Raw genomic sequence first — 25883 nt, 5'->3', positions numbered from 1 at the left:
CCGCACCTCAGGCGTTCGCGTCGGCGACCAGGGCGGGCAGGTCGTCCTCGGAGACCGGGAACTCGGGGAAGCGGGTGAGGCGCAGCAGCGGGATCGCGCGCATCATCTCGCCGTTGCGCTCGTCGAAGACCATGTCGTGCCAGGGCGTCCCGTCGAGCGCGCGCCGCACGACGTCCCCGGCGCCGGGGTGGGCCAGCCAGGTCCCCAGCTCGGAGTCGGCGGCCAGCGGGACGTGGACGCCGTCGCCGGGCAGTTCGACGGTGGTGGCCAGCCGGATGTCGCGCGAGGAGGCGCCGACGCGGATGCCGAACTCGCCGCCCTCGACGACCCACCGGCCGGCGGTGCTGTGCCAGAAGGAGAACGCGCGCTCGTCGAGGGTGACGACGACCTCGCGGCTCTGGCCGGGTTCGAGGGTGACGCGGGCGAAACCCTTCAGCTCCTGGTCGGGGCGGGAGACGGTCGCCTCGGTGTCGGCGACGTACACCTGGACGACCTCGCTGCCGGTGACCGGACCGGAGTTGGTGATCGTGACGTGGACGTCGAGGCCGCCCTCGCCGGCCGCCAGGCGCAGCCCGGAGTAGTCGAACGTGGTGTACGACAGGCCGTGCCCGAAGGCGGCGGCGACGGGCAGGGAGTGCGCGTCGTACCACCGGTAGCCGATGAGCAGGCCCTCGCCGTAGCGGACGTGACCGTGCTCGCCGGGGAAGTTCCCGATGGTCGGGTTGTCGCGGTAGCGCAGGGGGATGGTCTCGGCCAGCTTCCCGGAAGGGTTCACGGCCCCGGACAGCAGGTCCGCGACGGCGCCGCCGCCGGCCTGCCCGCCGAGCCAGCCCTCCAGCACGGCCCGCACGGAACCCTGCCAGGGTTCGAGGTTCACGACGGACCCGTTGGCCAGCACGACGACGACGTCCGGGTTCGCGGCGACGACCTGCTCCAGCAGCGCGGTCTGCGCCGGCGGCAGGTTCGTGTGCTCGCGGTCGTACCCCTCGGACTCGTAGGAGTCGGGCAGGCCGAGGAACAGGACGACGACCTCGGCCGCGGCGGCGTTCGCCACGGCCTCGGCGACGAGCGCGGGGTCGGTGTCCTCGGACTCCGGGACGTACCCGGCGGCGAAGGTGACCTCGCGGCCGGTGAGCTGGGCGCGCAGGGCGGTGAGCGCGTCGTCGACCCTCGTGGGGTTCACCTGGGAACTGCCGGCGCCCTGGTAGCGGGGGGTGCGGGCGAACTCGCCGACGACGGCGACGGTGCCGCCGGTCGCGGCCAGCGGCAGGACACCCCCCTCGTTCTTCAGCAGGACGGCGCTGCGGGTCGCGGCCTCGCGGGCCAGGGCGTGGTGGGCCTCGACGTCGAAGCCGCCCGGTTCGGCCAGCGCGGCGCGCGACTTCCCGACGAGTTCGAGGACGCGCAGGACGGAGCGGTCGACGTCGGCGGTCGACAGCCGCCCGGTGGCGACGGCCTCCAGGACGCGGCGCGCGCCGGCGCCGGAGGAGGACGGCATCTCCAGGTCCAGGCCGGCGCGCACGCCGTCCTCGCGGACGTTGACCGCGCCCCAGTCGGAGACGACCAGACCCTCGAAACCCCACTCCTCGCGCAGCACGCGGGTCAGCAGCCAGGGGTCCTCGGAGGCGTAGACGCCGTTGATCCGGTTGTAGGAGCACATGACGGTCCACGGCTGGGCCCTGGTGACGACGCGCTCGAAGGCGGTGAGGTAGATCTCGCGCAGGGTGCGCTCGTCGACGTCGGCGGAGACCGTCATCCGCTGCGTCTCCTGGTTGTTCGCCGCGAAGTGCTTCAGCGACGTCCCGACGCCCTGGCTCTGGACGCCCTCGACGAGGGCGGCCGCGAGGTCACCGGCCAGGACGGGGTCCTCGGAGAAGTACTCGAAGTTGCGCCCGCACAGGGGGGAGCGCTTCATGTTGACGCCGGGGCCCAGCAGGACCGACACGCGTTCGGCGCGCGCCTCGCGGCCCAGGGCCTGCCCGACGCGGCGCAGCAGGTCGGTGTCCCAGGACGAGGCCAGGCCCGCGGCGGGCGGGAAGCAGGTGGCCGGGACGGAGGCGTTCAGGCCGAGGTGGTCGCCCCCCTCGGCCTGCTTGCGCAGGCCGTGCGGGCCGTCGGTGAGCATCAGGGCCGGGACGCCGAGGCGTTCGACGGGCTCGGTGTGCCAGAAGTCGGAGCCGTCGAGCAGGGCGGCCTTCTCCTCCAGCGTGAGCTCGGCGAGCAGCTGCGCGGGGGAGCGCGGGACGTCGGTGTCGGTCATGGGGCGAGGCTACCCGCCAACACCGTTCACCTGATAGGTATTCGGGGTGGGCAGCCGGGGCGAGTACGCGAAGGGGCGGGTGCGGCGCGAGCAGATCCTGCGCGAGGCCGTGGCCCTGTTCGCCGGGTCCGGCTACCGGGCCGCCTCGCTGCGCGAGCTCGCCACCCGCTGCGGGCTGTCGCTGGCCGGTCTCCTGCACCACGTCGGCAGCAAGGAGGCGCTGCTGCTGGCGGTGCTGGAGCAGCGCGACGTCGAGGACGCCGCGTCGATCGGCGCGGCGTCGATCGGCGCGGCGTCGACCGGGGCGGGCCCCGACCAGCCGCCCGCCCCGGGGCGCGAGCGGCTGGAGGCCCTGCTGGAGGTGGTGCACCGCAACACCTCCCGCCGCGGTGTCGTCGAGCTCTTCAGCGTCCTGTCGGCCGAGGCGACCTCACCGGCCCACCCCGCGCACGCCTTCTTCGACGAGCGCTACCGGCGCGTCGTCGCCGCGCTCGCGGCGGCCTTCGCCGACTGCGGGCACCCGCGCCCGGAGTCCGCGGCGCGCCGGCTGGTCGCCGTCATGGACGGGCTGCAGGTGCAGTGGCTGCTGCACCCCGACGACGTCGACATGGTCGCCGAGGTGCGGGCCCAGGTCGACGCCGAGCTCGCCGCGGTGTCCACACCCCCGCGCCCTCCACAGGGCAGCGCCGGCGCCACGGGGGACCTGCCCGCACCGACCTAGCGTTCCCCGGTGCCCTCCTCCTACCGCCCCCGCCCCGGGGTGTCCCCGGTCCGGGACCTCGCCGCCCGGCAGTTCCGGCAGTTCCCGGAGGTCCACGGGTTCGACGACCCGCCGGGGGAGACCGGGGGCGAGGGCACGGACGAGGACGAGGGCGCGGGAGGGACCGACCGGGACGAGCGCCCGGAGTGGCGCCGCCGGCTCGCCGACCGCACCCCGCCGGCCGTCCGCTCGGCCCGGCTGCGGGTCGGCCCCCGGGCCGCGGTGGGCGTCGTCCTCGTCGCCCTCCTGGTGGCCGGCGCCCTCAGCCTGCTGGTCTGGCGCACCTGGCCGCGGCCGGCCGCACCCCGGGCCGAGCCGGTCCCGGCGCGGTCGGTGAGCGCCGTGACGAGCGCGAGCGCGGCACTCACCCCGCCCCCCGCACCGACCTCACCCCCCGCACCGACCGCGCCTCCCGCGCAGGTCGTCGTCCACGTCGCGGGCCGGGTCGCCTCCGCCGGGGTCGTCACGCTCGCCGCGGGCAGCCGGGTCGCCGACGCCCTCACCGCCGCCGGCGGACCCGCGCCCGGCGCCGACCTGGACGCCGTGAACCTCGCCCAGGTCCTCCTCGACGGCCAGCAGGTGCTCGTGCCGGAACCGGGGCAGGCCGTCGCCCCCCAGCCGGTCCCCGGTGCCGGAGCCGGGGCGGCCGTGGGACCGGTCGACCTGAACACCGCCTCGGCCGCCGACCTCGACGCCCTGCCCGGCGTCGGGGAGGTCCTCGCCGGGCGGATCGTCGCCTGGCGCGAGGAGAACGGCCCGTTCACCAGCGTCGACGACCTCGGCGAGGTGCAGGGCATCGGCCCGAAGGTCCTGGAGGACCTGCGGGACCGGGTGAGGGTGTGAGCGGTGAGGGGGCGGCCGTCCCGCTCGACCTGCGGCTGGCGGCCGTGGCCCTCGGCGCCTGGCTCACCGCGTTCGGCGCCGTCACCGCCCCGGGGTGGTTCCCCGTCGCGGTCGGCGCGGTGCTCCTGGTGGGGGCGCTCGCGGTCCTGCTCCTCGTGCGCCGCGGCGCGCGGGTCGTGCTCGTCCTGACCGGCTGCCTCCTCGTGCTCCTCTCCGTCGCCCTGCAGCACAGCCGGTCCACGGCCGGGGGCGTCGAGGACCTCGCCGCCGCGAGGGCCTCGGGCACCTTCTCCGCGACCGTCACGTCCGACCCCCGCGCCCTGCCCGCGCTCCACGACGGCGGCCCGGCGCGGGTCGTGCTGGACGCCCGGCTCACCCGCGTCACCGCCCGCGGCCGCACCTCGGCGCTCGCGGCGCCGGTGACGGTGTTCGCCGCGGCCGACGGGTGGCGCGACGTGCGCTGGGGGGACCGGGTGGAGCTCGGGGGCCGGCTGGGCCCGGCCGACCCGGGGCGGCGGTCGGTCGCGGTGGTCTCGGCCGGCCCCCTGCGCGCGACCCACCGCCCCCGCGGGCCGCTGCGCGCCGCCGAGCGGTTGCGCGCCGGGCTGCGGGACGCCGTCGCGCCCCAGCCACGCGACGCGCGCGGTCTGCTGCCGGGCCTGGTCGTGGGGGACACCAGCGGCCTGCCCGACGACCTCGAGGCGGCGATGAAGCAGGTCGGGCTGACGCACCTGACCGCGGTGAGCGGCTCCAACACGACCCTCGTCGTGGGGTTCTGCGTCCTGGTGGCGTCGTGGCTGGGGTGCGGCCGCCGGGCGCGGTTGCTGGTCGCCGGGGTCGGGCTGGTGGGTTTCGTGGGGCTGGCCCGGCCGGACCCCAGCGTCCTGCGGGCGGCCGTCATGGGCGGAGTCGCGCTGGTGGGCCTGGCGGCGGGCCGGCCCACGCGGGGGGTCCCCGTCGTGGCCGCCGCCGTGGTGGGTCTGCTGGTCGCCGACCCGTGGCTGGCGCGCGAGCACGGGTTCGTGCTGTCGGTCCTGGCCACGACGGCGCTCGTGCTGTTCGCCCGGCCCTGGGCCGACCGGCTCACCGCCGCGGGCGTCCCCCGGGTCCTGGCCCACGCCCTCGCCGTCCCCGTCGCGGCGCAGGCCGTCTGCGGCCCGGTCGTGGTGCTGCTGCAACCGTCGGTGAACCCGGTGACGATCCCGGCCAACGTCCTGGTCGCCCCGGCGGTGGCCCCGGCCACGGTGATCGGGCTCGCCGCGACGCTGCTGTCCCCGCTGTGGCCGGCGGGGGCGGTGGTGCTGGCCTGGCCGGCGGGGCTGTGCGCGCAGTGGATCGGGCTGGTCGCCCGCACCGGCGCCCGGCTGCCCACGTCCCTGCCGGTGCCCGCGGGGGCCGCCGGTGCCCTCGTCGTGGGCGCGCTGACCGTGCTGGTGCTGGGCGCGGCCGCCGCCGCCGCCCGGTTCCGGCGCTCCGGTCGCCGGTGGCTGGGGTTCGCCGTGGCCTTGCTGCTGGTGGCGGCCCTGCTCGTGCGCTGCGCCCCGCGCTGGGGCGGCCCGGCCGGCCCGTGGCCGCCGCCGGACTGGCTCGTCGTGGGCTGCGACGTCGGGCAGGGCGACGCGGTCGTGCTGCGCTCGGGGCAGCGGTCGGCCGTCCTCGTCGACGCCGGCCCCGACGACCTCCTCGTCGACGGCTGCCTGGACCGGCTGGGCGTGCGGCGCCTCGACGCGGTCGTCCTGACCCACTTCCACGCCGACCACGTCGGCGGCCTCGCCGGGGCCCTGCGCGGGCGGGAGGTGGGGCGGGTGCTCCTCTCCCCGCTCGCGGTGGAACCCGCCGCCCGCACCGTCCACCGCACCCTGGCCCGCGAGGCCGGGGACGCGCCGGTCACCGGGGCCGTCGCGGGGAGCACGGGCTCGGCCGGTGAGGTCACCTGGACCGTCCTGGGCCCCGGGCCGTCGCTGGCGGATGCCGCGGCCCCCGACTCCTCGCAGGTCAACGACTCCAGCGTGGTGCTGCTGGCCCGGGTCCGGGGTGTCGGCGTCCTGCTGGCCGGGGACCTGGAGCGGGAGGGGCAGCGGCAGGTGCTGGCCCGCCTGCCCGGGGGCACCGCCGTCGACGTCGTCAAGGTCGCCCACCACGGGTCGGCCACCCAGGACCGGCGGTTCTACGCCCGCCTCCGCCCGCGGGTGGCGGTCGTGGAGGTCGGGGCCGTCAACGACTACGGCCACCCGGCCGCGGCGACCCTGGACCTGCTGGCGGCGACCGGCGCGCGGGTCCTGCGGACCGACACCGACGGGGACGTGGCGGTGACCGGGTCGGCGCAGGACCTGCGGACGGTGGTGCGGGGACCGGACCCGCGCGAGGCGGATCGGCGCGCGCGGTACTCCAGCGGGTGAACCGGGCCGTCCCCCGATGCCGGCCGAGGTCAGCCGCAGCGGGCGCCGGGCGCCGGTGGGTGGCTCAGCGCCCCGGCAGGGTGGCGAGCGCCTGCGAACGCTGCCGCAGGAGGTCGGCGTAGGTGCCGTCGCGCTCGGCCCACCGCAGCCGCCGGGCGGCCTGGACCACCACCTCCTCGGGGGTGGGGTCGGCCGTCAGGAGGTCGAGGGCCTCGTCGAGGTAGTCGTCCAGGGGCAGGGCGGCGGGGTTGACCTTCTCCTGCCCGGCGGTGGCGACCGCGGGCGGCACGAGTTCGGTGACCCGCACGCCGGTCCCGGCCAGCTGTGCGCGCAGCGCCTCGGTGTAGGCGTGCACCCCGGCCTTGGACGCCCCGTAGGTGGGCATGAGGGGGAAGGGCAGGAAGGCGATGCCGGAGGTGACGGTGACGATGTCCCCGCGGCCGAGGGCCAGGAGGTGGGGGGTGAAGGCGTCGAGGACGCGGATGGTCCCCAGCAGGTTCACCGCGACGGTGGTCTGCGCGGCCTCGAAGTGGGCGGGGTCGCGCAGGTCCTCGAAGAGCATGACCCCCGACATGGTCACCACCACGTCGAGGTCGGGGTGGGCGGCCAGCACCTCGTCGCGGGCTCGCAGGACGCTCGCGGGGTCGGTGACGTCGACGGGGACCGCCTCGACCGTCCCGGCGCCGACGAGGTCGGCGACCTTGCCGGTGTCGCGGCCGGCGACGACGACGGTGCTGCCGGCGGCGGCGAAGCGGCGGGCCAGCCCGCGGCCGATGCCGGAGGTGCCGCCGACGACGAGGACGGTGCGTCCGCTGATGTCCATGTCTTCTCCTCGGGTGCGTCCAGTGGTGCCCGCCCAGGTTCGGCGCCGGTGGCGGGGGGCGGGCAGGTCCCCGCGGATCCGGGGAGCGGCAGGACCCCCTCTGCGGGGCCCGGCGGGTGCCGCGGCGGGGTTAGCGTGGCCGGGTGGCCGAGCCGACGAACCCGCTGGGGGAGTACCTGCGCGCCCGCCGGGCGCTGGTCACCCCCGAGCGGTCGGGTCTGCCCACCGGGTCCCGGCGCCGGGTCCCGGGCCTGCGCCGCGAGGAGGTCGCGCTGCTGGCCGGGGTGAGCGCGGACTACTACCTGCGGCTCGAACGGGGCCGGGACCGCAACCCCTCGGCGCAGGTGCTGGAGGCGCTGGCGCGGGTCCTGCAGCTGGACGACGTCGAGACGCAGTACCTGCACGACCTGGCGCGACCGCGCCCCCGCGCGCGCACCTCCCGGCCCCGGCCCGCCGAACGCGTGCCGGCCCGGCTGCACCACCTGCTGGCGGCGGTGGGGGTCCCCGCCTTCGTGGAGGGCCGGGCCTTCGACGTGCTGGCCTCCAACCCGCTGGCCCTGGCCCTCTCCCCGCGGCTGGCGCCGGGGGAGAACCGGTTGCGGTCGCTGTTCCTCGACCCCGCCGAACGGGACTTCCACCGGGACTGGGAGGCCGCGACCGCCGAGTTCGTCGGGGCCTTCCGCCGGTCGGTCGGGGTGGGCGGCACCGGGGCCGACGGCGGCGGTGACGTCCCCCCCGACCTGTCCCGGGACCTCGCCGGCGACGCGCGCGTCGTGGAACTGGTCGGGGAGCTGTCGCTGGCCAGCGGGCGCTTCCGCGCGCTGTGGAACCGCCACGACGTGCGCCGGCTGCGGGGCGGCACGACCGTGGTCGACCACCCCGTCGTCGGTGAGCTGAGGCTGCACCGCGACAAGCTCCCCGTCGAGGGGCTCCTGCTCGTCCTGTACTACCCCGAGGCCGGTGGCGAGGGCGCCGAGAAGCTGCGGCTGCTGGCCTCCCTGGCGGCGACCCCCGCCGACGCCCCGTCCGCGGTCTGAGCGACCGCCCGGACCGACCCGGCCGGGTCCGTCCCCGGCCCGCGCGGCAGGATCGTGCCGTGCTGCTGAGGAACGTCCACCGCGCGGGCCGGCTCGTCGACGTCGAGGTCGCCGGGGGCCGGGTGCGGGCCGTCGGCGAGGGGTTGCGCGCCCAGGACCCCGATGGGGAGGTGCTCGACGCCCAGGGGGCCGTGCTGCTGCCGGGCCTGGTCGACTCCCACGTCCACCTCACCCAGTGGGCCGCCGCCCGCCGCCGCGTCGACGTGCTCGCCGCCCGCTCACCGCAGGAGGTCGCGCGCACGCTGGCCGCGAGCGCCGGGCCGGGCGGGGGAGCGGGCGGAGGAGCGGGCGAGGACCTCCTCCTGGGGCACGGCTACCGCGACGCGCTGTGGATCGAGCCCGCGCACCGCGACGTCCTCGACGCCCACGTCCCCGACCGGCCCGTGGTGGTCGTCAGCGCCGACCTGCACGCGGTGTGGGTGAACTCCGCGGCCGCCCGGCGCTTCGGGGTGGACGACCCCGCGGGGGTCCTGCGCGAGGGGCCGGCCATGGAGCTCATCACCCGGGCCGGGGACGTCGGCGCGCCGGCGCTGGACCGGTGGATCGCCGAGGCCACCCGCGCGGCGGCCGCCCGGGGCGTCACGGGGATCGTCGACCTGGAGTACGCCCCCGTCGCGTCCTGGGAGCGCCGGGCGCGCCCGGCGGTGCGGGTCGCCGCCGGGGTCTGGGCGGACTGGCTCGAGGACGCGGTCGCGGCCGGGCTGCGCACGGGGGACGCCCTCGCGGGGGACCGCGTGAGCGTGGGGCCGGTGAAGTTCGTCGTCGACGGCTCGCTGGGGACCCGCACGGCGTTCTGCCACGACGAGTACCCCTCCGGCGGCCACGGGGTCCTGCGCCTGCCGCTGGCCGACCTCGAACCGGCGCTGCGGCGGGCCGCCGCGCACGGGCTGGGCGCCGCCGTCCACGCGATCGGCGACGAGGCCGTCCGGGTCGCCCTCGACGCCTTCGAGCGGACCGGGTGCCGGGGGAGCGTGGAGCACGCCCAGCAGGTCCACCCGCGGGACGTGCCGCGGTTCGCGGCGCTGGGCGTCGTGGCCAGCGTCCAGCCGCGGCACGCCGTCGACGACCGCGACGCCGTCGCGGTCCACTGGGCGCACGGCGCCGAGCGCGCCTACCCGTACGCGGCGCTGCACGCCGCGGGCGCCGAGCTGCGGCTGGGCTCCGACGCCCCCGTCGCCGCGCTGGACCCCTGGGACGCCCTGGCCAGCGCCGTGCACCGCACGGTCGACGACCGTGAACCCTGGCGGCCGGACCAGCACCTGCCGTTCGACGTGGCGCTCACCGCGAGCTGCGGCGGCCGGTCCGGCGTGTTCGTGGGCGACGTCGCCGACCTGGTGCTGGTCGCGGCGGACCCGGCCGCGGTGTTCGCCTCCGGCGGCGCGGACGCGCTGCGGCGCACCGAGGTCCTCGCCACCGTCGTCGGTGGGGAGTTCACCCACCGGACGATCTGAACGGGGCGCCCGCGCGCAGCTGGAGCAGGTGCGCGGCCAGCAGCTCACCGGGCACCGGGCCGAACTCGGCCAGCGCCTCGCGGTGCAGCTCCAGGACGCCCCGGTGCAGCGCGTAGGGCGTCCCGGCGTCCCCGGCCAGCCCGGCCAGCACCTCCAGCTCCTCCACGCACCGGTCCAGGCCGAAGCCGGTCAGGTGGTCCCCGGCCAGCAGGGCGCCGGCGTGCCGCTGCAGGAAGGCGCTGTCGCCGGCCGACCCGGCCAGCGCCTCGCGCAGGACGTGCGGGTCGAGCCCGGCGGCGCGGCCCAGCAGCAGCGCCTCGGTGACCGCCACCGACTCGGCGAACCACAGCAGGTTCGCGACGAGCTTCGCCGTCTGCCCCGCCCCGGCGCGTTCACCCACCCGCCGGACGCGGCGCGAGACCGCGCCCAGCAGCGGGCTCACGCGCTCGACGTCGGCGGCCGCACCGCCCACGAACAGCTCCAGCGTCCCGGCGGCGGCGTCGGCGGGGCCGCCGCCCATCGCGGCCGCGACCGTCCCGACCCCGCGCCCGGCCAGCTCGGCGGCCAGGCGGTCGGTCGTGCGGGGGTCACCGCTGGTGAGGTCCAGCCACACCGACCCCGGCCGCAGCCGGGCCGTGAGCTCCGGCGCCAGCGCGGCGACCTCCGCGGCCCCCGGCAGCGCCGTGACCAGGACGTCGGCCGCGGCCAGCACCCGCCCGGCGGGCAGCACGGGGCCGGGCAGGTCGGCAGCCGGGCACGGGTCGTGGACCAGCACCTCGAAGCCGGCGGTGCGCCACCGCTGGAGGATCGGGCGGCCCATGCGGCCGGCCCCCAGCAGGCCGATGCGGTCGGTGCTCACCCCACCACGGTGCCCGCCGCCGTCCCGGCCGGGCGCACCGGGTGCGTCGGTGCCGCGTGCGACAGTGGCGCCGTGCCCGTGAAGTCCGCCGGTAAGACGGCCGCCAGGAAGCCCACCGCGGGGGCGGCGACCACCGTCCCCCCGTTCGACCTGGCCCCCGCGCCCGTCGTGCTGCTCGCCGGGTCCGAGGAGGCCCTGGCCGACCGCGCGTTCGGGGCGCTGCTGGCCCGCATGCGCGAGGCCGACCCCGCCTTCGAGCGCACCGACACCAGCGCGGCGGGCTACCAGAAGGGGCAGCTGGCCACCTGGACGTCGCCGTCGCTGTTCGACGAGCGGTCCCTCGTCGTGGTCGACGGCGTCGACGCGGCCGGCGACGCCTTCGTCGAGGACGTCCTGGACTACCTGCGGGCCCCGGTCGAGACGGTCGTCCTGGTCCTGCGGCACCGGGGCGGGAACCGGGCGAAGAAGGTGCTGGACGAGGCCCGCGCGGTCCCGGGCGTGGCCGAGGTGTCCTGCCAGCCCCTCAAGCGCGACCAGGAGAAGGTCGACTTCGTGCTCGGCGACGTGCGCCGCGCGCGGCGCAAGATCGACCTCGAGGCGGCCCGGGCGCTCGTCGCGGCCCTCGGCAGCGACCTGGGGGAGCTGGCCGCGGCCGTCGACCAGCTGCTCGGCGACACCGACGGCACCGTCACCGAGGACGCCGTCCACCGCTACCACGGGGGGCGGCGGGAGGCGACGGGCTTCGAGGTCGCCGACGCCGCCGTCGCCGGGGACGAGGGGCGGGCGCTGGTGCTCGTCCGGCACGCCGCGGCGACGGGCGTGCCGCCGGTCCTGGTGGTCGCGGCGCTCGCCTCCCGGCTGCGGCAGCTGGCCAAGGTCGCCGCCGCGGGCCGCGGGCGCGCGGCCGACCTCGCGCGGGACCTGGGGATGGCGCCGTGGCTGGTGGAGAAGGCCCAGCGCGAGGTCCGCGCCCTGGACCCCGAGCGCCTGGCCGAGGCGATCCTCGCCGTCGCGGCCGCCGACCACGCCGTCAAGGGCGGCGGTACCCCGCCCGAGCACGCCCTGGAGCGGGCCGTGCGGGTCGTGGCCGCCGCCCGGCGGTAGTCGCCCGGGAGGTAGTCGCCCGGAGGTAGATGCGCGGAGGGGTGGACGCACGGAGGGCCGGCCCCGAACGGGACCGGCCCTCCAGCGAGGATCCGAGGATCAGGCCTTGGCGGCAGCCTTGGCGATGGCCGACTTGCGGTTGGCGGCCTGGTTCTTGTGGATGACGCCCTTGCTCACGGCCTTGTCGAGCTTCTTGCTGGCCAGGGCCAGCGCGGCCGAGGTCTTCTCGGCGTCACCGGAGGCGAGGGCCTCGCGGAAGCCGCGCACCGCGGTGCGGAGCTCGGACTTGACGGCCTTGTTGCGCAGGCGCGCCTTCTCGTTGGTGAGGATGCGCTTCTTCTGCGACTTGATGTTCGCCACGTGTTCCGTCTTCCTGTCGATCGCTGATCGGTGTCAGAGGGCGGTCGCTCCACCGGGGACTTCCGGCGTGGGGAACACCGGGAGGTGACGGTGGGAGACCGTGACCTCCGCACGGAGCGAAGGCGTCGTCAAGGCTACCAGCGCGAGCGCCCCTCCCACGACACGCAGCGGTTCGAGGTGCGCCGCGGCCCTCGCCGTGGTGTCGTTCCCCGCGCGAGCGGGAGCGAGCAGGAGGAGGACGCGATGGGACTGCTGGACCGACTGCTGGGGCGGGGACGGCGGGCGCAGGAGCCCGCGCCGCCGCCGCGCCGCGACCCCGCGACGCCGGCCGCTGCGAACCCCGCCGACGCCGACCGCGCCGCCGTGGAGCGCTACCGCTACATGCTGCGCACCGCGCCGCCGGACCAGGTGGAGCAGGCGCACGCCGAGGCCTTCGCCAAGCTCACCCCCGAGCAGCGCCGGCAGGTGCTCGAGCAGCTGTCGGCGGTCGTGCCCGCCGCCGAGCGGGGCGGTGACGACGCGCGCTCGCTGGCCCGGACCGCGACCCGCGCCGAGATCCGCCAGCCGGGGACGCTGGTGCAGGTCTTCAACAACGGCCCGGGCGGCTACGGCAGCGGGTACGGCGGCGGGTACGGCCGCGGTGGCGGCTTCGGCGGCGGTGGCTTCGGCGGTGGGGGGTTCGGCGGCGGCTTCGGCGGCGGCATGGGCCTGGGCGGGACGCTGCTGACCAGCGTCGCGGGCGCCTTCGTCGGGACGGCCATCGCCGACGCCCTCATCCCCGACGACTTCGGCAACGAGCACTGGGGCGACGACCAGGCGTACGAGGCTGGTGAGCAGCAGGGCTACGACGAGGGGTACGACCAGGGCTACGACGCCGGGAACGGCGGGGACGACGGCGGCGCGGCGGACCAGCAGGGGGTCGCCGACGCCGGGTACGACGAGGGCTACGACAGCGGTGGCTACGACGGCGGCGGCTTCGACGGCGGTGGTTTCGACGACGGCGGCTTCGACGGTGGCGGCGACCTCGACGTCTGAGCCCTGAGCCGCCTCAGCCGAAGCGGACCGCCCCCGTGGCGACGGTGAGGACCGCCGTCCCGCGCTCGAACGCCTGCCGCACCTGCCCGGCGCTGACGGGCTCGGGCTCGCCGGTGGGAAACCCCCACCGCGCGGGCCCGCCGGCGTCGCGGAAGGCCTGCCGGACCGGCCCCGAGACGGTGTGCGCGCCCGTGGCGGCCGAGACGTAGATCGACCCGTTCTCGAAGTTCTCGAAGCTGCCCCCGGCCACGGCGGTCTCGTCCGTCGTCGGCAGCCCCAGCGGGCCGGCCTCCCAGCCCGTGGCCCGCCACCGGTCCAGGACGGCGCCGGTGACGGCGTGCGCGCCCGTGTCCGCGGAGGCGTACACCGAGCCGTGCTCGAAGTGGTTGTAGACGGCCCGCCCGTCCGGTGTCCGCGCCTGGCTGGTGACGGGGTAGCCGAGCCGGCCGCCCTCCCAGCCCAGGTACGCCCACGCGTCGCGGACGGCGCCCAGCACGGCCCGCGCCCCGGTCCGCGGGCTCCAGTGCACCGACCCGCCCGGCGCGGCGGGGGTGCCGGTGAAGTGGGTGAACCGGCCGCGCCCGTCGGGGGTGGGCAGCTCGTCGGTCGTGGGGTAGCCCAGCGGCCCGGCCTCCCAGCCCCACGCCTCCCACTCCTCGCGGATCGCCCCGCGCACCGCCCGCGCCCCCGTCGCCGCCGTCCAGTAGACCGAGCCGTGCTCGAAGTGGGTGAACCGGCCGCGCCCGTCGGGGGTGCCCAGCTCGTCGGTCGTGGGGTAGCCCAGCGCCCCGGCCTCCCAGCCCAGGGCCCGCCAGCTCTCCCGGATCGCGCCGACGACGGCGCACGCGCCCGTCTCGCGCGTCCAGTAGACCGACCCGCGCTCGAAGTGGTTGAACCGGCCGCGGCCGTCGGGGGTGCGCAGCTCGTCGGTCGTGGGGTAGCCCAGCGCCCCGGCCTCCCAGCCGAGGGCGGCGAACTTCTCCGCGATCGCCCCGTGCACCTCGTGCGCGCCGGTGCCGGGGGAGTGGTGGATCGCGCCGAAGTCGAACAGCTGGTACCGGCCGCCGGGGCCGGGGGTGCCGAGCTCGGGGGTGCGCTGCTCGCCCAGCACGCTGCCCGGCCCGCCGATCGCGGTGTACTCCCGGCCGATGGGGGTGCAGTCCTCCAGCGCGGGCGCGGTGTGCTGGTTGGTCCGCTGGTCGGTCGCCGACGTCGTCGTGCAGTTCCACGCCGGGATGCGCCACGGCGGGGTGCAGGTCACGACCCGGCACCACACCGGGCCGGTGCAGCCGGTGTCCTGGTTGCACTGCCCGTAGCGGAACTCGTTGCAGCACTCCTTGCGCTGGTCGCACTGACCGGCCGGCCCGCACCCGCACGAGCAGTTCCGGCAGCCCTCGCCGCAGAACTTGCTGCGCCCCCCGCACCCGCAGGAGCAGTAGCTGTGGCAGTCGATGTAGTAGCGGGCCCCGCCGCAGCAGAACCCCGACCCGTCCGACTTCCACCAGCCGCCGACGAGGCTGCCCGGGGGGCAGCGGTTCACGCCGTTGTTCACGGTCGCGCAGAACACCGTGTACCCCGACGAGCAGGTCGAGTCGATGCCGCAGACCGCGGCGTACGCCGACTGCGGGCGCGTCAGGAAACCCCACGGGCCCACGGACAGGGCCGACCCCACCAGGGCCGTGCGGGTCAGGAAGCCGCGGCGGCTGGTGCGGGCGGCCAGGAAGGTCGTGACGGTGCCGAGCACCCGGTCCGCGACGTTCACCGCAGCCCCCCCGACACCCGCACCGACTCCAGCAGCTGCGTGACCGCGCCGAACAGCCGCGCCCGCTGCGCGTACGACCCCAGGACCACGTACAGGCTGAAGGCGCGCCCGTCGACGTGGAAGAACCACTGCCCGCCGCACTGGCCGGGGATGCTGCGCTGCAGCCGCCGGGGGGAGAAGTCGGACAGCGACGGGACGGGGAAGCCCTCGTCGGCGAACAGCGCCGTGCCGGCCGAGGCCGGGTCGTGCTCGAAGAGGCTGACGAACACGTCGTCGCTGCCGAGGGTCCCGGTGACGCCGCCGCCGAAGTCCCCGCGCACCGCGGGCAGCGGGACCGTCGCGGCGTGCAGGACGGGGCGGCGGTCCGAGCCCGGTTCGTGCCCCTGCGCGGCGCGCCGGGTGATCCGCACCTCCCAGCCGTCCGGGGCCTCGACCGAGATGCCGTGCGCGTCGAGCTTCACAGGACTCCTCCCACCGACAGGGCCAGCGAGGTCAGCGCGACCAGCCCGGCCCAGGCGCCGGTCGCCCGCCGGCCCGCGGGGGCCAGCCGTTCCAGCCGCCGGTGGCTCGCGGCCAGCCGTTGCGGCGTCGTCACCGAGCGGGTGCTCAGCAGCGGCAGCGCCCGGGCGGTCCCGAAGACCAGCCCGAGCAGGGCGCCGGGCCCGGGGCCGCCGGTGGCGACCACGAGCGCCAGTGCCAGGTGCAGGACCGGGGAGGTGACGATCGTGACGACCCCGACGCCGAGCTGGGCGCCGTACCCCAGGCCGTAGACCCAGCCGCGGTAGCGGTGCAGCCAGTCCTCGTCGACCTGCCGGTGCCAGCTGGGGAACCGGCGCAGCCGGCCGGTCTCGGCGGCGATCGTCGCCGCGGCCAGCAGCACCAGCACCGCGACCACGAGCGGCACCGGTCGCGGCAGCAGCGCCCCGAGCGTGCCCAGGACGGTCCCCAGGGCGGCCCCGCCGGCGGCGGAGCCCAGGAGGTGGGCGGTGACCGTGACCGACCACCGGCTGGCGCGACCCCGCTCACCGAGCGGGGTGATGCTCGAGAGCATCGACTCCCCTCAAGGGGACCAGAGGCTGCGCAGGGCCGCGACGACCGCGGTCGGCGCCCCCAGGACGAGGGCGGCGGTCGTGAGGTCCATCAGCGGTCCGGGGTCTGGTCGGCCGCCGTGAGCCGCAGGCTGGGGTGGTCGGGGGTGATGCCGGCGGCGAGCAGCTCCCGGTTCGCGCGGGCCTCCCGGTGGGCGCCGTCCCCGTGGTCGGCGTCGTGCCGGTGGTCGCCGTCGTGCCGGTGCCCGGGGGAGCCGTGCCGGGCCGCGCCGGCCCGGTCGCCCACCGCCTCCCCGACGAGCCGTTCGACCTGCTCCCAGTCCGTGGCGCTGCCCTCACCGGTCACCCGCCCGCTGGCCCCGTCGACGTGGGCGAAGTACGGCGAGCCGGGCACCTCGTACCCCTCCCACGCGCCCGTCGACATCACGACGTCGATCCCGCGCGCGGCCGGGCCCGCCGCGAGGGCGGCGACGGTGCTGGGGGACTCGGCGTCGGCGCCGCGGGTCACCACGACCAGCCGCGTCGCCGGCGGCAGCGACAGCGGCGCGGGGTCGGCCAGCCGGGCCCACAGGCGCTGGCAGGTCAGGCAGCCGCTGGACAGGAACGCGACGAGGGTGCTCGTGCCGCCGGCCCCGACGGCGACCTGCACGGCGTCCCCGTCGGGGGTCGTGCCGGAGATCGCCGTGCCGCGCCGGCCCACCGGCCCGGCTCCCTCGACGACGCCGCGCCCGACCTCGAACGGCAGGTCCCTGCCGGTGCGGGGGGCGGTGTCCTCGCGGCCGGCGCCCAGCTCGTGCAGCGAGCGCAGGATCTCGGCGTGCGAGCGCAGCAGCCCCGCGACGAGCACGGCCAGCAGCGCGACGGCCAGCACGAGGCCGGCCAGCAGGATCGTGACGACGGTGTTCACGACGTGGTCCTCCGGGTGGGGGGGCGGGCCGCGACCAGGCGCGGCAGCCCGGTCAGGACGAGCAGGCACAGGGCGCAGAGCAGGCCGGTGAGGACGAGCGCCGCCACCGTCGCGCCGGCCGGCAGCGCGAGCAGGGCCGGCAGGCCCCGGGAAGGCCCGGCGGCGGCGAGCGCGGCGGCCCCGGCCAGGACCGCGGTGAGCACGACGTGGGCGCCGGTGGGGGGCAGGTCGGGTTCGCCGAAGCACCCGCACGAGCTCAGCGGCCGGCGCCGCAGGAGGGCGAGCAGGACGAAACCGGTGAACCCCGCGTACGCGACGGCGTTGGCCCAGGCCGCGACGGCCAGCCCGGCCGCCGAACCCGCCGCGACGGCCAGTTCGGCGACGCCGAGCCCCCGCACCAGCGCGGTGGCCGACGGCAGTCCCTGGGTGCGCAGGGCCCGGCCGGTCCCGGCCGGGTGCCGCAGCTTGCCGACGCCGGCGACGAGCAGCAGCACCGTGCCCACGAGGAACGGCAACTGCGCGGCGATCACGTTGACACACTCCGTGATGGCGAACGCCCCGGTCAAGGGTCGCCCGTCACCGCCCGGCGGATCACCCGCGGCGCCCCCGGGGTTCCGCCCGTGGTTCCGCCCGGGGTCTCACTCCGCGGCGGGGGTGGCCTGCCGGGTGCGGCGGCGGCGCACCAGCAGCCACGCCGGGACCGCGACGAGCGCCACCGGGACCAGGAACGGCAGGACGGCGCCGGCGACGAGCGCCAGGACCCGCCCGGCCTCCCCGAGCGCGTGCCAGCCCGCCGCCAGGCCGCCGCGGAACCCCGGCTGGGCTGCGGCCGTCGCGGCCAGCGGCGCCCCGCGGGTGAGGTCCACGTCGACCGTGGCCAGCGAGACCTGGTCGGCGAGGACGCGCTGACGGGCCTCCAGCGCCTCCAGGTCGGCCTGGCGGCGGGCGATCTCGCCCTCGATGGCCAGCACGTCGGGGACGGTCGTGGCTTGCGGCAGGCGCTGGCGGAAGGTGTCCAGGACGGCCCGCGCCGAGGTGACCCGGCTGCCGACGTCGGCGACCTCGGCCGTGACGTCGGTCGAGGCCGTGGTGCGGTCGGTCTGCTGGCCGAGGCCGGCGACGCCGTCGAGGAGGTCCTCGAAGGCGGGGGAGGGGACCCGCAGGGTCAAGTGGGCGCTCTGCGCCCCGTCCGTCCCGCCGCTGCGGCTGGCGCTGACCAGCCCGCCCGCGGCGGTGGTGCGGGCCTCGACGTCCGCGACGGCCGCGGGCAGGTCCCGCACGCGCACGGCGATCGTGGCGGTGCTCACGACGGCCCGGTCCGGGGCGGCGGCGTCCGCCGTCCCCGTCCCGGCCGCGGCGCCGGTGCCCGTCGCCGGGTCGGCGGGGCCGGCCGGACCCTCGGCCGGGGCCGCCACGCTCCCGGCATCGGCGGCCGATCCCGACCCCGAGGACCCCGAGCCCGAGGACTCCGAGGACCCCGCGCCCGCGCCGCTGCACGCGGCGAGGGCCGGGACCCCCAGCAGCAGGGTCAGCGCGAGGGTGGCCGCCGCGGCGCGGCGGTGCCGGGTGCGCCGGGGGGCGGGGTCGGGGGAGCGCATCGGACACCTCCGTCGGTGCGGTCGCCGTGACCGTGCCGCTGTGACGCGGGCAGGGGGTGCGCGGTTCCCGCGCGCCGGACGCCGCGGGGCGCGGACGTGCGACGATGGGGTCGCCCACCCGACCGACCGAGAGGTGCTTCCCGCCCGTGTCCCCGAGAGCCGCCGACGCACCGGCACCCGCCGCGACCGCGCCGGAGCTGCTGCGCAACTTCTGCATCATCGCCCACATCGACCACGGCAAGTCGACGCTGGCCGACCGCATGCTGCAGCTGACCGGCGTCGTCGACGAGCGGGCCATGCGCGCGCAGTACCTCGACCGCATGGACATCGAGCGCGAGCGCGGCATCACCATCAAGTCGCAGGCCGTCCGGATGCCCTGGGACGTCGGCGGCACGGCGTACGCGCTGAACATGATCGACACCCCCGGGCACGTCGACTTCACCTACGAGGTGTCCCGCTCGCTGGCCGCCTGCGAGGGCGCGGTGCTGCTCGTCGACGCGGCGCAGGGCATCGAGGCGCAGACCCTGGCGAACCTCTACCTCGCCATGGAGAACGACCTCACGATCATCCCGGTCCTGAACAAGATCGACCTGCCCGCCGCGCAGCCGGAGAAGTTCGCCGAGGAGCTGGCCAAGCTCATCGGCTGCGAGCCGGAGGACTGCCTGCGGGTCTCGGGCAAGACCGGCGTCGGCGTCGACGCGCTGCTCGACCAGATCGTCCAGCAGGTCCCCGCGCCGGTCGGGGACGCGGACGCGCCCGCCCGCGCGATGATCTTCGACTCCGTCTACGACACCTACCGCGGGGTCGTGACGTACGTCCGCGTCGTCGACGGCAAGCTGTCCCCGCGCGAGCGCATCGCGATGATGTCGACGAAGGCGACGCACGAGCTGCTGGAGATCGGCGTCAGCTCCCCCGAGCCGACCCCGTCGGCGGGGCTGGGCGTCGGCGAGGTCGGCTACCTCATCACCGGGGTCAAGGACGTCCGCCAGTCCAAGGTCGGTGACACCGTCACCAACGCGGCCAAACCCTCCACGCAGGCGCTCGGCGGGTACCGCGACCCCAAGCCGATGGTGTTCTCGGGGCTGTACCCGATCGACGGGTCGGACTACCCGCTGCTGCGCGACGCCCTCGACAAGCTCAAGCTCAACGACGCCGCCCTGACGTACGAGCCGGAGACGTCGGTGGCGCTGGGGTTCGGGTTCCGCATCGGGTTCCTCGGCCTGCTGCACCTGGAGATCGTCCGCGAGCGCCTGGAGCGCGAGTTCAACCTCGACCTCATCTCCACCGCGCCGAGCGTGCCGTACGAGGTGACGCTGGAGGACAAGCGGGTCGTGGAGGTGACGAACCCCTCGGAGTTCCCCGAGGGCAAGATCGCCGAGGTCCGCGAACCGGTCGTGCGCGCCACGATCCTGGCCCCCTCGGACTTCATCGGCGCCATCATGGAGCTGTGCCAGCAGCGCCGCGGTGACCTGCAGGGCATGGACTACCTGTCCGAGGACCGCGTCGAGATGCGCTACCGGCTGCCGCTGGCCGAGATCGTCTTCGACTTCTTCGACCAGCTGAAGTCCCGCACCCGCGGGTACGCCTCCCTGGACTACGACGTGGACGGCGAGCAGGCCGCCGACCTGGTGAAGGTCGACGTGCTGCTGCAGGGTGAGCAGGTCGACGCGTTCAGCCAGATCGTGCACCGCGAGAAGGCGTACGGCTACGGCGTGATGATGGCCGGCAAGCTCAAGGATCTCATCCCGCGCCAGCAGTTCGAGGTCCCGATCCAGGCCGCCATCGGGGCCCGGGTCATCGCCCGCGAGAACGTGCGCGCCATCCGCAAGGACGTCCTGGCCAAGTGCTACGGCGGTGACATCACCCGCAAGCGCAAGCTGCTGGAGAAGCAGAAGGAGGGGAAGAAGCGCATGAAGATGGTCGGCCGGGTCGAGGTCCCGCAGGAGGCCTTCATCGCCGCGCTGTCCTCCGACGCCGCCGGGGACAAGGCCAAGGACAAGAACGCCAAGAAGTAGACGGGGCGCGGGTAGCCTGGCGCCATGTCCCGGAAGGCCACCTCGCAGGACGTCGCCGACCTGGCCGGGGTCTCGCGCAGCGCCGTCTCCCTGGTCCTCAACGGCCGGGGGGACGGCAACATCGCGCCCGAGAAGCAGGCCGCCATCCGGGAGGCCGCCGCCCGCCTGGAGTACACGCCGAACCCGTCCGCGGTGTCGTTGCGCAGCAGGCGGACCCGGACGCTGGGCGTGGTGACCGACGCCATCGCCTCGACGGCCTACGGCGGGGGCCTGCTCCAGGGGGCCTCCGAACTCGCCTCCCGGTCCGGTCACCTCCTCGTCCTGGTCGACACCCACTACGACGAGCGGCGCGAGGCCGAGGCCTACCGGACGCTGCGCGAACGCCGCGTCGACGGTCTGCTGTTCGCCGCCATGAGCCTGCGGGAGTACGACGCCCCCGCCGCCCCGCAGGGCATCCCGTTCGTGCTGGCGAACTGCCTCGACCCGCGCGGGGCGGTTCCGGGTTTCGTCGCCGACGAGGTGCAGGGGGGCCGGGACGCGGCGCGCCTGCTCCTCGAGGCCGGGCACCGGGACGTCGTGCTGCTGGCGGGGAACCGCGCGGACATCGCGAGCACGCTGCGCGAGCAGGGTGCTCGTGCCGCGCTCGAGGCGGCCGGGCTGCCGGCGTTGCGGACGGTCGAGACCGGCTGGGAGATCTCCGGGGGGGTCCGCGCGGCCACGGCCGTCCTGACCGGTCCGTGCCGGCCGACGGGGCTGTTGTGCGCGAACGACCGGGTGGCGGTCGGTGCGGTGCTCGCGGCGAACCGGCTCGGCCTGTCCGTGCCCGCGGACGTGTCGGTGGTCGGCTACGACGACGACGAGAACCTCGCCGCGCCGATGGTGCCCGCGCTCACGACGATCGGGCTGCCGCACCGGGCGATCGGGGAGGCGGCCGTGCGGCGCGTCCTGGGCGACCTGGAGCAGGACCCCGGTGGGCGGCGCGGACCGGGCACGGTGCTGGTCCCGTGCCCGGTCGTCGTGCGCGACTCCGTCGCCGCTCCTCACCCCTCCTGAGCGGGTTCCCCCAGCCGGTGGGTGCGACCCGCGCCGCGCACGTGCCACACGGCGCCCCGGCGCGGGTAGGCGCGCAGCGTCCGGGCGGCCCCGTCCTCGAACACCTCGACGATGCTGCCGTCGACGAGGGCGCGCGCGTGACCGGAGCTCCCGAACGTCGCCACCAGCCGGGGTTCGCCCCCGTCCTGCGCCAGCAGGAGGGCCGCGGGACCGTCGGCGACGACCTCGAAGCTGCGTTCCCGGGTCTCCCTCGTCTCCCCGGTCCCCAGTTCCTCCCGGCGCAGGGCGAGGAGTTCCGCCGCGGGTTCCACCCGGAGCGTCCCGCCGGCGAGGGACAGCTCGCGCGGGAAGGTGAGGACGCCGGACCAGCCGCTGGCCTCCACCTCGGCGGGGTCGCGGTCGTCCTCGCGCGACCAGGCCCACAGCAGCGCGCGGCCGTCGGCGGCCAGCACCTGGGGGGCGTAGAACGTCCGGCCCCCGTCGACGGGTCCGCCGCTGCGCGCGACGAACCGCAGGCCGGGTCCCTCCGCGACGAGATCGCCGACCAGGTGCACGACACCGTCCAGCCGGTGGGTGTCACCGTCCCGGTGCCACAGGGAGAAGACGAGCAACCAGTCGTCGCCGACGCGGACCAGGTTCGGGCACTCCCAGATGTTCGCCCCGGCCACCCGTGCCGCGACGGGGTCCTCGTGCGTCAGCAGGGGACCGAGCGGGGTCCACGCGCGCAGGTCGTCGCACCCGTGGAGGAGCAGCTGCGGGGAACCGTCGGGGTGTCCCGCGCCGAGGACGGCGTACCGGTGCCCGTCGTGCTCGAACACGAACGGGTCGCGCACCTCGGAGACGGCGGGGTCGGTCGGCGGGAGCGTGACGGCCTCCGGTTCCTGCTGCCACCGGCGCAGCGTCCGGTCGCTCGTCGCGACCAGCGTCACGGCCCGGCCCGGCCCCCCGGCACCCACGCCGGTGTAGACGGCCGTGGGGACGGCGTCCGGTCCGTCGAGGACCACGCACCCCGTCCAGCACCCCGCGGAGTCCGGGCCGCCGGGGACGGGAGCCAGTGCGACCGGTTCGGCCCGCCACGTCACGAGGTCGGCCGAACTCACGTGACCCCAGCGGATGTCACCGTGCTGCGGGCCGTCGGGGTTGTGCTGGAAGAACACGTGCCAGACCCCGTCGACGTGCGCCAGTCCGTTGGGGTCGTTCAGCCAGCCGGACTCGGGGCGGCCGTGCAGCACGGGGAACGCGGGGTCGTCCCGGCCCGTCGGCACGCCGGTCGTCGGGATGTCGATGCTCACTTGCCCACTCCTGCGGTCAGACCTTCGCGCAGCGGTCGCTGCCCGAACACGAACACCAGCAGAGCGGGCACCATCGAGAGCACCACGCCTGCCAGCACCGTCGCCACGCTCCCGGTCCCGAGGTTGCCCTGCAACGACACCAGGCCCAGCGGCATCGTGAAGTTCCGTTCGGACACCGTGAGGATGAGGGGACGGAAGAACTCGTTCCAGTGGTAGTTGAACGCCAGGATCCCGACGATCGCCAGGCCCGGCAGCGCCAACGGGGCGTACACCGACGTGAAGGTCCGCAGCGGCCCGGCGCCGTCGATCGCGGCAGCCTCGGCGAGGTCGTCGGGCAACCCGAGGAAGTACTGCCGCATGAGGAACGTCCCGAAGGCCGTGGGGATCGCGGGCAGGATCAGCGCCAGCAGCGTGTCCGACAGGCCCATGCCGCGGATCAGCATGAACACCGGGACGATGGTCACCTGCAGCGGCACCATCATCGTCGCGAGCACGACGGCGAACAGCGCTCCGGAGCCGCGGAACTCGACCCGCGCGAAGACGTACCCGGCCAGGGCCGCGGTCACCATCTGGCCGAGGGCGCACAGCGCGGTGACCAGCACGCTGTTCCAGACGAGCAGGAGCACGTCGGTCTGGGCGAACACGTCGACGTAGGCGCTGAAGCCCGGCTGCACACCCGCCCCCGCGACCTGGGGCCGGAACGAGGTCCACACCGTCCAGGCGACGGGGCCGAGCGTGAGGAACGCCGCGACGCCGAGGACGACGAACTTCCCGACGGTCGAGGGGCGGGGGACGGGACGGTTCCGCGCCGGGCGTCGGAGCTGCGCAGCGGTGGCACGGGGAGGAGTGGTCGTGGCCATCGGTGTTCCCATCACTGGTAGAAGACGAAGCGGCGGCTGAGCCGGAACTGGACGGCGGTGACCGCCATGATGAGCAGCGTCAGGACGATGCCGATGGCCGAGGCCCGGCCGAACTGCAGCTGCTGGAACGCCGACTCGAAGATGACCATGACGGCCGTGCGGGTCGAGTCGCCCGGTCCGCCGCGGGTCAGGACGTACGGCTGGTCGAAGATCTGCAGGGCCCCGATGACGGCCATGACGCTGGCCACGAGGATCGTCGGGCTCAGCAGCGGCACCGTGATCCACCGGAACCTGGACCAGCCCTCGATCCCGTCGAGGGAACTGGCTTCGTAGACGTCGTGCGGGATGGCGGCCAGGCCGCCGACGAAGAGCAGGAAGGAGAAGCCGAAGTTCTGCCACACGTAGACCAGGACGACGACGACCGCGGCGCCGGCCGGTGAGGTCAACCAGGGCACGTCCGGCAGACCCACCCTGGACAGGACGGCGTTGACCACCCCGAAGTCCTCGTTGAACAGGTACGCCATGACGAGGGAGACCGACGCGGCGGACAGGATGAGCGGGAAGAACAGGGTCGAGCGGAAGAACGAGCGCACCCAGCCGGGCATCTTCGACTGGACGAGGACGGCGAGCCCGAGGGCGACCGCCAGCTGCAGCACGACCGAGACGACGACGAACAGGAGGGTGTTGAGGAACGCCACCCGCACGGTGGGGTCGGCGGCGATGTCGACGAAGTTGTCGACCCCGACGAACTGCGGGGGCGTGATGATGTCCCAGCGGAAGAACGCCAGCAGCACCGACGCGACGATCGGCACGAGCGTGAAGAGCGCGATGCCGAGGACGGTCGGGGCCAGGAACAGCACGACGAGCAACCGGCGGGCGCGTCGTTGCGGCCGGGCCTCGGGGCGTCGGACGACGACCGGTGCCGGGGCCTGCGTGGGCAGCGTGGTGGCCATCAGCTCACTTCCCGTTCTTCAGGGCGAGTTCGAGGTCGCGTTGCATCGTGCCGAGCGCGGCGCGCACCCCACCGGCGGGGGCGGTGACCGCGGCCAGCACGTTCTTGATGAGGGCGGTCTCGACGGCCGCCTGCTGCGGCGGGGCCGGGATGGGCCCGGTGTCGGGGAAGCGGTCGAGCGTGTCGTAGAAGACCTGCCAGTGCTTCGGCCCGGTCCCGGCGTAGAACGCGGCGTCCACCAGCGAACGGCGGACCGGGGTCGTGGTGGGCTGGGGGAACGACAGTTCCATGCCGCGGCGGGAGGAGCAGAACTTGATCCACTCCCACGCCTCGTCCTTGCGCCGGGAGGTCTTCATGACGGCGTACCCGGCGGAGCCGAACTGGTGGCGTTGGGTCGTGGCGCGGGGGAAGAAGGTGACGTCGTAGTCGTCGGGCCCCATGCCGCCCTCGGACAGGCCCTGGGCCCAGAACCCACCGGCCGGTGTCATGCCGATGACGCCTTCGGCGAAGCGCGAGACCAGCTCGTTGCCGCCGCCCTGGGCGGGTGAGGAGCCCAGGCCCTCCGCGGTGATCTCGCGCAGGACCTCGAACGTGTCCAGGACCGCGGGGTCGTCGGCGCCGGCCTCGAGCCACTGGTAGCCGCCGGAACGGGTGGCGGCGGTGGGGTCGCCGGCGTAGAAGCGGTCCCAGAACCACCGCCCACCGCCGGCCCTGCTCTCGCGCAGGAAGCTCGTCCCGTGGACGTACAGCCACGGGACGACGCCGCCCCAGAGGCGGTTGGTCCAGAAGTAGGGCCGGAAGCCGCCTGTGGACGCCCCGTCCCGCATGGCGCGGGCCACGGTGACGAAGTCGTCGACCGACCAGTCGTCGGCGGGGCGCTGCACCCCGGCGCGTTCGAGGGCGCTGGAGTTGTAGTAGATGTTCGCGGCGTTGAAGTCCCCGGGCAGCATGAACAGCGACCCCTGGTACATGAACGACTCGATGAGGGAGGGGTGGACGTCGTCGAAGTAGTCCTGCACCTCGGCCGCGTCACGGACGACGAACTCGTCGAGCGGCTGGGCCAGGCGCTCGGCGAAGAGCTGTGCGCCCTCGGTGGCGATGAGGCAGACGTCCGGGGGAGTGCCGGCGGCCACCATCGTGAGGATCTTGGTGAAGAACTGGCTCCAGTCCTGGCCCTGCACGGCCTGGATCCGGACGGGGATGTCCGGGTGCTCCTCGCGGAAGGCGTCGAGGAGGCTCTGCCGGGCGGCCGCGTCGGCGGCCGTGCCGAGGATCGCGACGTTCAGGGCGTCCTCACCGCGACCGGGCACGTCCCGTGCGGTGAGGCGGCGCCAGGACAGCCCGGTCCCCAGGGCGGCGAGGCCCGTGGCGCCGAGGACGGTCCGGCGGGTGAGATCTGCCATC

General features: G+C 75.9%; 23 protein-coding genes. 9 read left to right on the top strand and 14 right to left on the bottom strand.

The annotated features are described in order from the left end of the window. Nucleotides 1-7: 7 nt before the first annotated feature. Nucleotides 8-2260, bottom strand: coding sequence for a glycoside hydrolase family 3 C-terminal domain-containing protein (locus BJ968_RS04090; RefSeq protein WP_179749456.1), 2253 nt, complete (start codon nucleotides 2258-2260; stop codon nucleotides 8-10). A 46-nt stretch (nucleotides 2261-2306) separates the two neighbouring features. Between BJ968_RS04090 and BJ968_RS04085 the strand changes: the two genes are divergently transcribed. The 3 genes from BJ968_RS04085 to BJ968_RS04075 are packed head-to-tail and all read left to right on the top strand — an operon-like array spanning nucleotide 2307 to nucleotide 6262. Continuing rightward, entirely contained in the window at nucleotides 2307-2981 is a 675-nt protein-coding gene (locus BJ968_RS04085; protein WP_179749454.1) for a TetR family transcriptional regulator, read from the top strand. Nucleotides 2982-2990: 9 nt separating this feature from the next. Continuing rightward, on the top strand, nucleotides 2991-3863 hold the full coding sequence (locus tag BJ968_RS04080) for a ComEA family DNA-binding protein (RefSeq protein ID WP_218884766.1): 873 nt from the start codon (nucleotides 2991-2993) through the stop codon (nucleotides 3861-3863). Further along, entirely contained in the window at nucleotides 3860-6262 is a 2403-nt protein-coding gene (locus tag BJ968_RS04075; protein WP_179749452.1) for a ComEC/Rec2 family competence protein, read from the top strand. Before BJ968_RS04080 ends, BJ968_RS04075 begins: the two co-directional genes overlap by 4 nt. Nucleotides 6263-6326: 64 nt before the next feature. Here BJ968_RS04075 and BJ968_RS04070 read toward each other — a convergent pair whose 3' ends face one another. Continuing rightward, nucleotides 6327-7085 (bottom strand): SDR family oxidoreductase, encoded by a 759-nt coding sequence (locus tag BJ968_RS04070; RefSeq protein ID WP_179749450.1) that lies wholly within the window; start codon nucleotides 7083-7085, stop codon nucleotides 6327-6329. A gap of 143 nt (nucleotides 7086-7228) precedes the next feature. On the opposite strand from BJ968_RS04070, the gene BJ968_RS04065 reads away from it, so the two are divergent. Further along, nucleotides 7229-8122, top strand: a complete 894-nt coding sequence (locus tag BJ968_RS04065) for an MmyB family transcriptional regulator (RefSeq protein ID WP_179749448.1) — start codon at nucleotides 7229-7231, stop codon at nucleotides 8120-8122. A gap of 59 nt (nucleotides 8123-8181) precedes the next feature. After that, entirely contained in the window at nucleotides 8182-9633 is a 1452-nt protein-coding gene (locus BJ968_RS04060; protein ID WP_179749446.1) for an amidohydrolase family protein, read from the top strand. Here the strand turns inward: BJ968_RS04060 and BJ968_RS04055 are convergent. Then, nucleotides 9614-10492, bottom strand: coding sequence for an NAD(P)-binding domain-containing protein (locus BJ968_RS04055; protein ID WP_179749444.1), 879 nt, complete (start codon nucleotides 10490-10492; stop codon nucleotides 9614-9616). The genes BJ968_RS04060 and BJ968_RS04055 overlap by 20 nt on opposite strands. A 72-nt stretch (nucleotides 10493-10564) precedes the next feature. Here BJ968_RS04055 and holA point away from each other — a divergent pair, with 72 nt between their 5' ends. Then, complete coding sequence (gene holA, locus BJ968_RS04050) at nucleotides 10565-11596, top strand: DNA polymerase III subunit delta (protein ID WP_179749442.1); 1032 nt, start codon at nucleotides 10565-10567, stop codon at nucleotides 11594-11596. Between the two features lie 99 nt (nucleotides 11597-11695). On the opposite strand, the gene rpsT is transcribed toward holA, so the two are convergent. Then, a complete protein-coding gene (rpsT, locus tag BJ968_RS04045) occupies nucleotides 11696-11956 on the bottom strand; it encodes a 30S ribosomal protein S20 (protein WP_179749440.1) in 261 nt (86 codons plus the stop codon). A 243-nt stretch (nucleotides 11957-12199) separates the two neighbouring features. On the opposite strand from rpsT, the gene BJ968_RS04040 reads away from it, so the two are divergent. Next, nucleotides 12200-12991, top strand: coding sequence for a hypothetical protein (locus tag BJ968_RS04040; protein ID WP_179749438.1), 792 nt, complete (start codon nucleotides 12200-12202; stop codon nucleotides 12989-12991). Between the two features lie 13 nt (nucleotides 12992-13004). Here BJ968_RS04040 and BJ968_RS26305 read toward each other — a convergent pair whose 3' ends face one another. The 6 genes from BJ968_RS26305 to BJ968_RS04010 all read right to left on the bottom strand — a co-directional run bounded on the left by BJ968_RS26305 (nucleotide 13005) and on the right by BJ968_RS04010 (nucleotide 18307). After that, nucleotides 13005-14753 carry a twin-arginine translocation signal domain-containing protein gene (locus BJ968_RS26305; protein WP_179749436.1) on the bottom strand — a complete coding sequence of 583 codons (1749 nt, stop codon included), beginning with the start codon at nucleotides 14751-14753 and terminating at the stop codon, nucleotides 13005-13007. Continuing rightward, nucleotides 14750-15214 (bottom strand): hypothetical protein, encoded by a 465-nt coding sequence (locus BJ968_RS04030; protein ID WP_179749434.1) that lies wholly within the window; start codon nucleotides 15212-15214, stop codon nucleotides 14750-14752. Before BJ968_RS04030 ends, BJ968_RS26305 begins: the two co-directional genes overlap by 4 nt. After that, entirely contained in the window at nucleotides 15211-15804 is a 594-nt protein-coding gene (locus BJ968_RS04025; protein WP_179749432.1) for a hypothetical protein, read from the bottom strand. Before BJ968_RS04025 ends, BJ968_RS04030 begins: the two co-directional genes overlap by 4 nt. Before the next feature lie 89 nt (nucleotides 15805-15893). Beyond that, a complete protein-coding gene (locus BJ968_RS04020; protein WP_179749430.1) occupies nucleotides 15894-16709 on the bottom strand; it encodes a hypothetical protein in 816 nt (271 codons plus the stop codon). Then, nucleotides 16706-17239 (bottom strand): MauE/DoxX family redox-associated membrane protein, encoded by a 534-nt coding sequence (locus BJ968_RS04015; protein ID WP_179749428.1) that lies wholly within the window; start codon nucleotides 17237-17239, stop codon nucleotides 16706-16708. The genes BJ968_RS04020 and BJ968_RS04015 overlap by 4 nt, the downstream gene beginning before the upstream one ends. Before the next feature lie 108 nt (nucleotides 17240-17347). Beyond that, the gene (locus BJ968_RS04010) at nucleotides 17348-18307 is read right to left on the bottom strand and encodes a DUF4349 domain-containing protein (RefSeq protein ID WP_179749426.1); all 960 of its coding nucleotides are present in this window, start codon (nucleotides 18305-18307) and stop codon (nucleotides 17348-17350) included. 104 nt (nucleotides 18308-18411) lie between these two features. On the opposite strand from BJ968_RS04010, the gene lepA reads away from it, so the two are divergent. Together lepA and BJ968_RS04000 are read left to right on the top strand one after the other, a co-directional pair. Then, the gene (lepA, locus tag BJ968_RS04005) at nucleotides 18412-20322 is read left to right on the top strand and encodes a translation elongation factor 4 (RefSeq protein ID WP_425491465.1); all 1911 of its coding nucleotides are present in this window, start codon (nucleotides 18412-18414) and stop codon (nucleotides 20320-20322) included. A 24-nt stretch (nucleotides 20323-20346) separates the two neighbouring features. After that, nucleotides 20347-21375, top strand: coding sequence for a LacI family DNA-binding transcriptional regulator (locus BJ968_RS04000; protein WP_179749422.1), 1029 nt, complete (start codon nucleotides 20347-20349; stop codon nucleotides 21373-21375). On the opposite strand, the gene BJ968_RS03995 is transcribed toward BJ968_RS04000, so the two are convergent. From BJ968_RS03995 to BJ968_RS03980, 4 genes are read right to left on the bottom strand one after another with little or no spacing between them, the layout of a single operon-like run. Next, complete coding sequence (locus BJ968_RS03995; protein WP_179749420.1) at nucleotides 21363-22667, bottom strand: glycoside hydrolase family protein; 1305 nt, start codon at nucleotides 22665-22667, stop codon at nucleotides 21363-21365. The genes BJ968_RS04000 and BJ968_RS03995 overlap by 13 nt on opposite strands. After that, the gene (locus BJ968_RS03990) at nucleotides 22664-23527 is read right to left on the bottom strand and encodes a carbohydrate ABC transporter permease (RefSeq protein WP_179749418.1); all 864 of its coding nucleotides are present in this window, start codon (nucleotides 23525-23527) and stop codon (nucleotides 22664-22666) included. Before BJ968_RS03990 ends, BJ968_RS03995 begins: the two co-directional genes overlap by 4 nt. Nucleotides 23528-23538: 11 nt before the next feature. After that, the gene (locus tag BJ968_RS03985; protein WP_179749416.1) at nucleotides 23539-24480 is read right to left on the bottom strand and encodes a carbohydrate ABC transporter permease; all 942 of its coding nucleotides are present in this window, start codon (nucleotides 24478-24480) and stop codon (nucleotides 23539-23541) included. A 4-nt stretch (nucleotides 24481-24484) separates the two neighbouring features. Further along, on the bottom strand, nucleotides 24485-25882 hold the full coding sequence (locus BJ968_RS03980; RefSeq protein ID WP_179749414.1) for an extracellular solute-binding protein: 1398 nt from the start codon (nucleotides 25880-25882) through the stop codon (nucleotides 24485-24487). Nucleotide 25883: the final 1 nt, after the last annotated feature.

Source organism: Kineococcus aurantiacus (genome assembly GCF_013409345.1).
Lineage (GTDB): Bacteria > Actinomycetota > Actinomycetes > Actinomycetales > Kineococcaceae > Kineococcus > Kineococcus aurantiacus.
Note: the sequence above shows the minus strand (reverse complement) of the source record. Positions and strands in the feature narration are given on the sequence as shown.

Bases quoted from the DNA above. Each gene is read 5' to 3' on its own strand.
- BJ968_RS04090 (WP_179749456.1), bottom strand. From the start codon at position 2,260: ATGACCGACACCGACGTCCCGCGCTCCCCCGCGCAGCTGCTCGCCGAG.
- BJ968_RS04040 (WP_179749438.1), top strand. From the start codon at position 12,200: ATGGGACTGCTGGACCGACTGCTGGGGCGGGGACGGCGGGCGCAGGAG.
- BJ968_RS03980 (WP_179749414.1), bottom strand. From the start codon at position 25,882: ATGGCAGATCTCACCCGCCGGACCGTCCTCGGCGCCACGGGCCTCGCC.
- BJ968_RS03990 (WP_179749418.1), bottom strand. From the start codon at position 23,527: ATGGCCACGACCACTCCTCCCCGTGCCACCGCTGCGCAGCTCCGACGC.
- BJ968_RS03985 (WP_179749416.1), bottom strand. From the start codon at position 24,480: ATGGCCACCACGCTGCCCACGCAGGCCCCGGCACCGGTCGTCGTCCGA.
- BJ968_RS04025 (WP_179749432.1), bottom strand. From the start codon at position 15,804: ATGCTCTCGAGCATCACCCCGCTCGGTGAGCGGGGTCGCGCCAGCCGG.
- BJ968_RS04000 (WP_179749422.1), top strand. From the start codon at position 20,347: ATGTCCCGGAAGGCCACCTCGCAGGACGTCGCCGACCTGGCCGGGGTC.
- BJ968_RS04010 (WP_179749426.1), bottom strand. From the start codon at position 18,307: ATGCGCTCCCCCGACCCCGCCCCCCGGCGCACCCGGCACCGCCGCGCC.
- lepA (WP_425491465.1), top strand. From the start codon at position 18,412: ATGGGGTCGCCCACCCGACCGACCGAGAGGTGCTTCCCGCCCGTGTCC.
- BJ968_RS04070 (WP_179749450.1), bottom strand. From the start codon at position 7,085: ATGGACATCAGCGGACGCACCGTCCTCGTCGTCGGCGGCACCTCCGGC.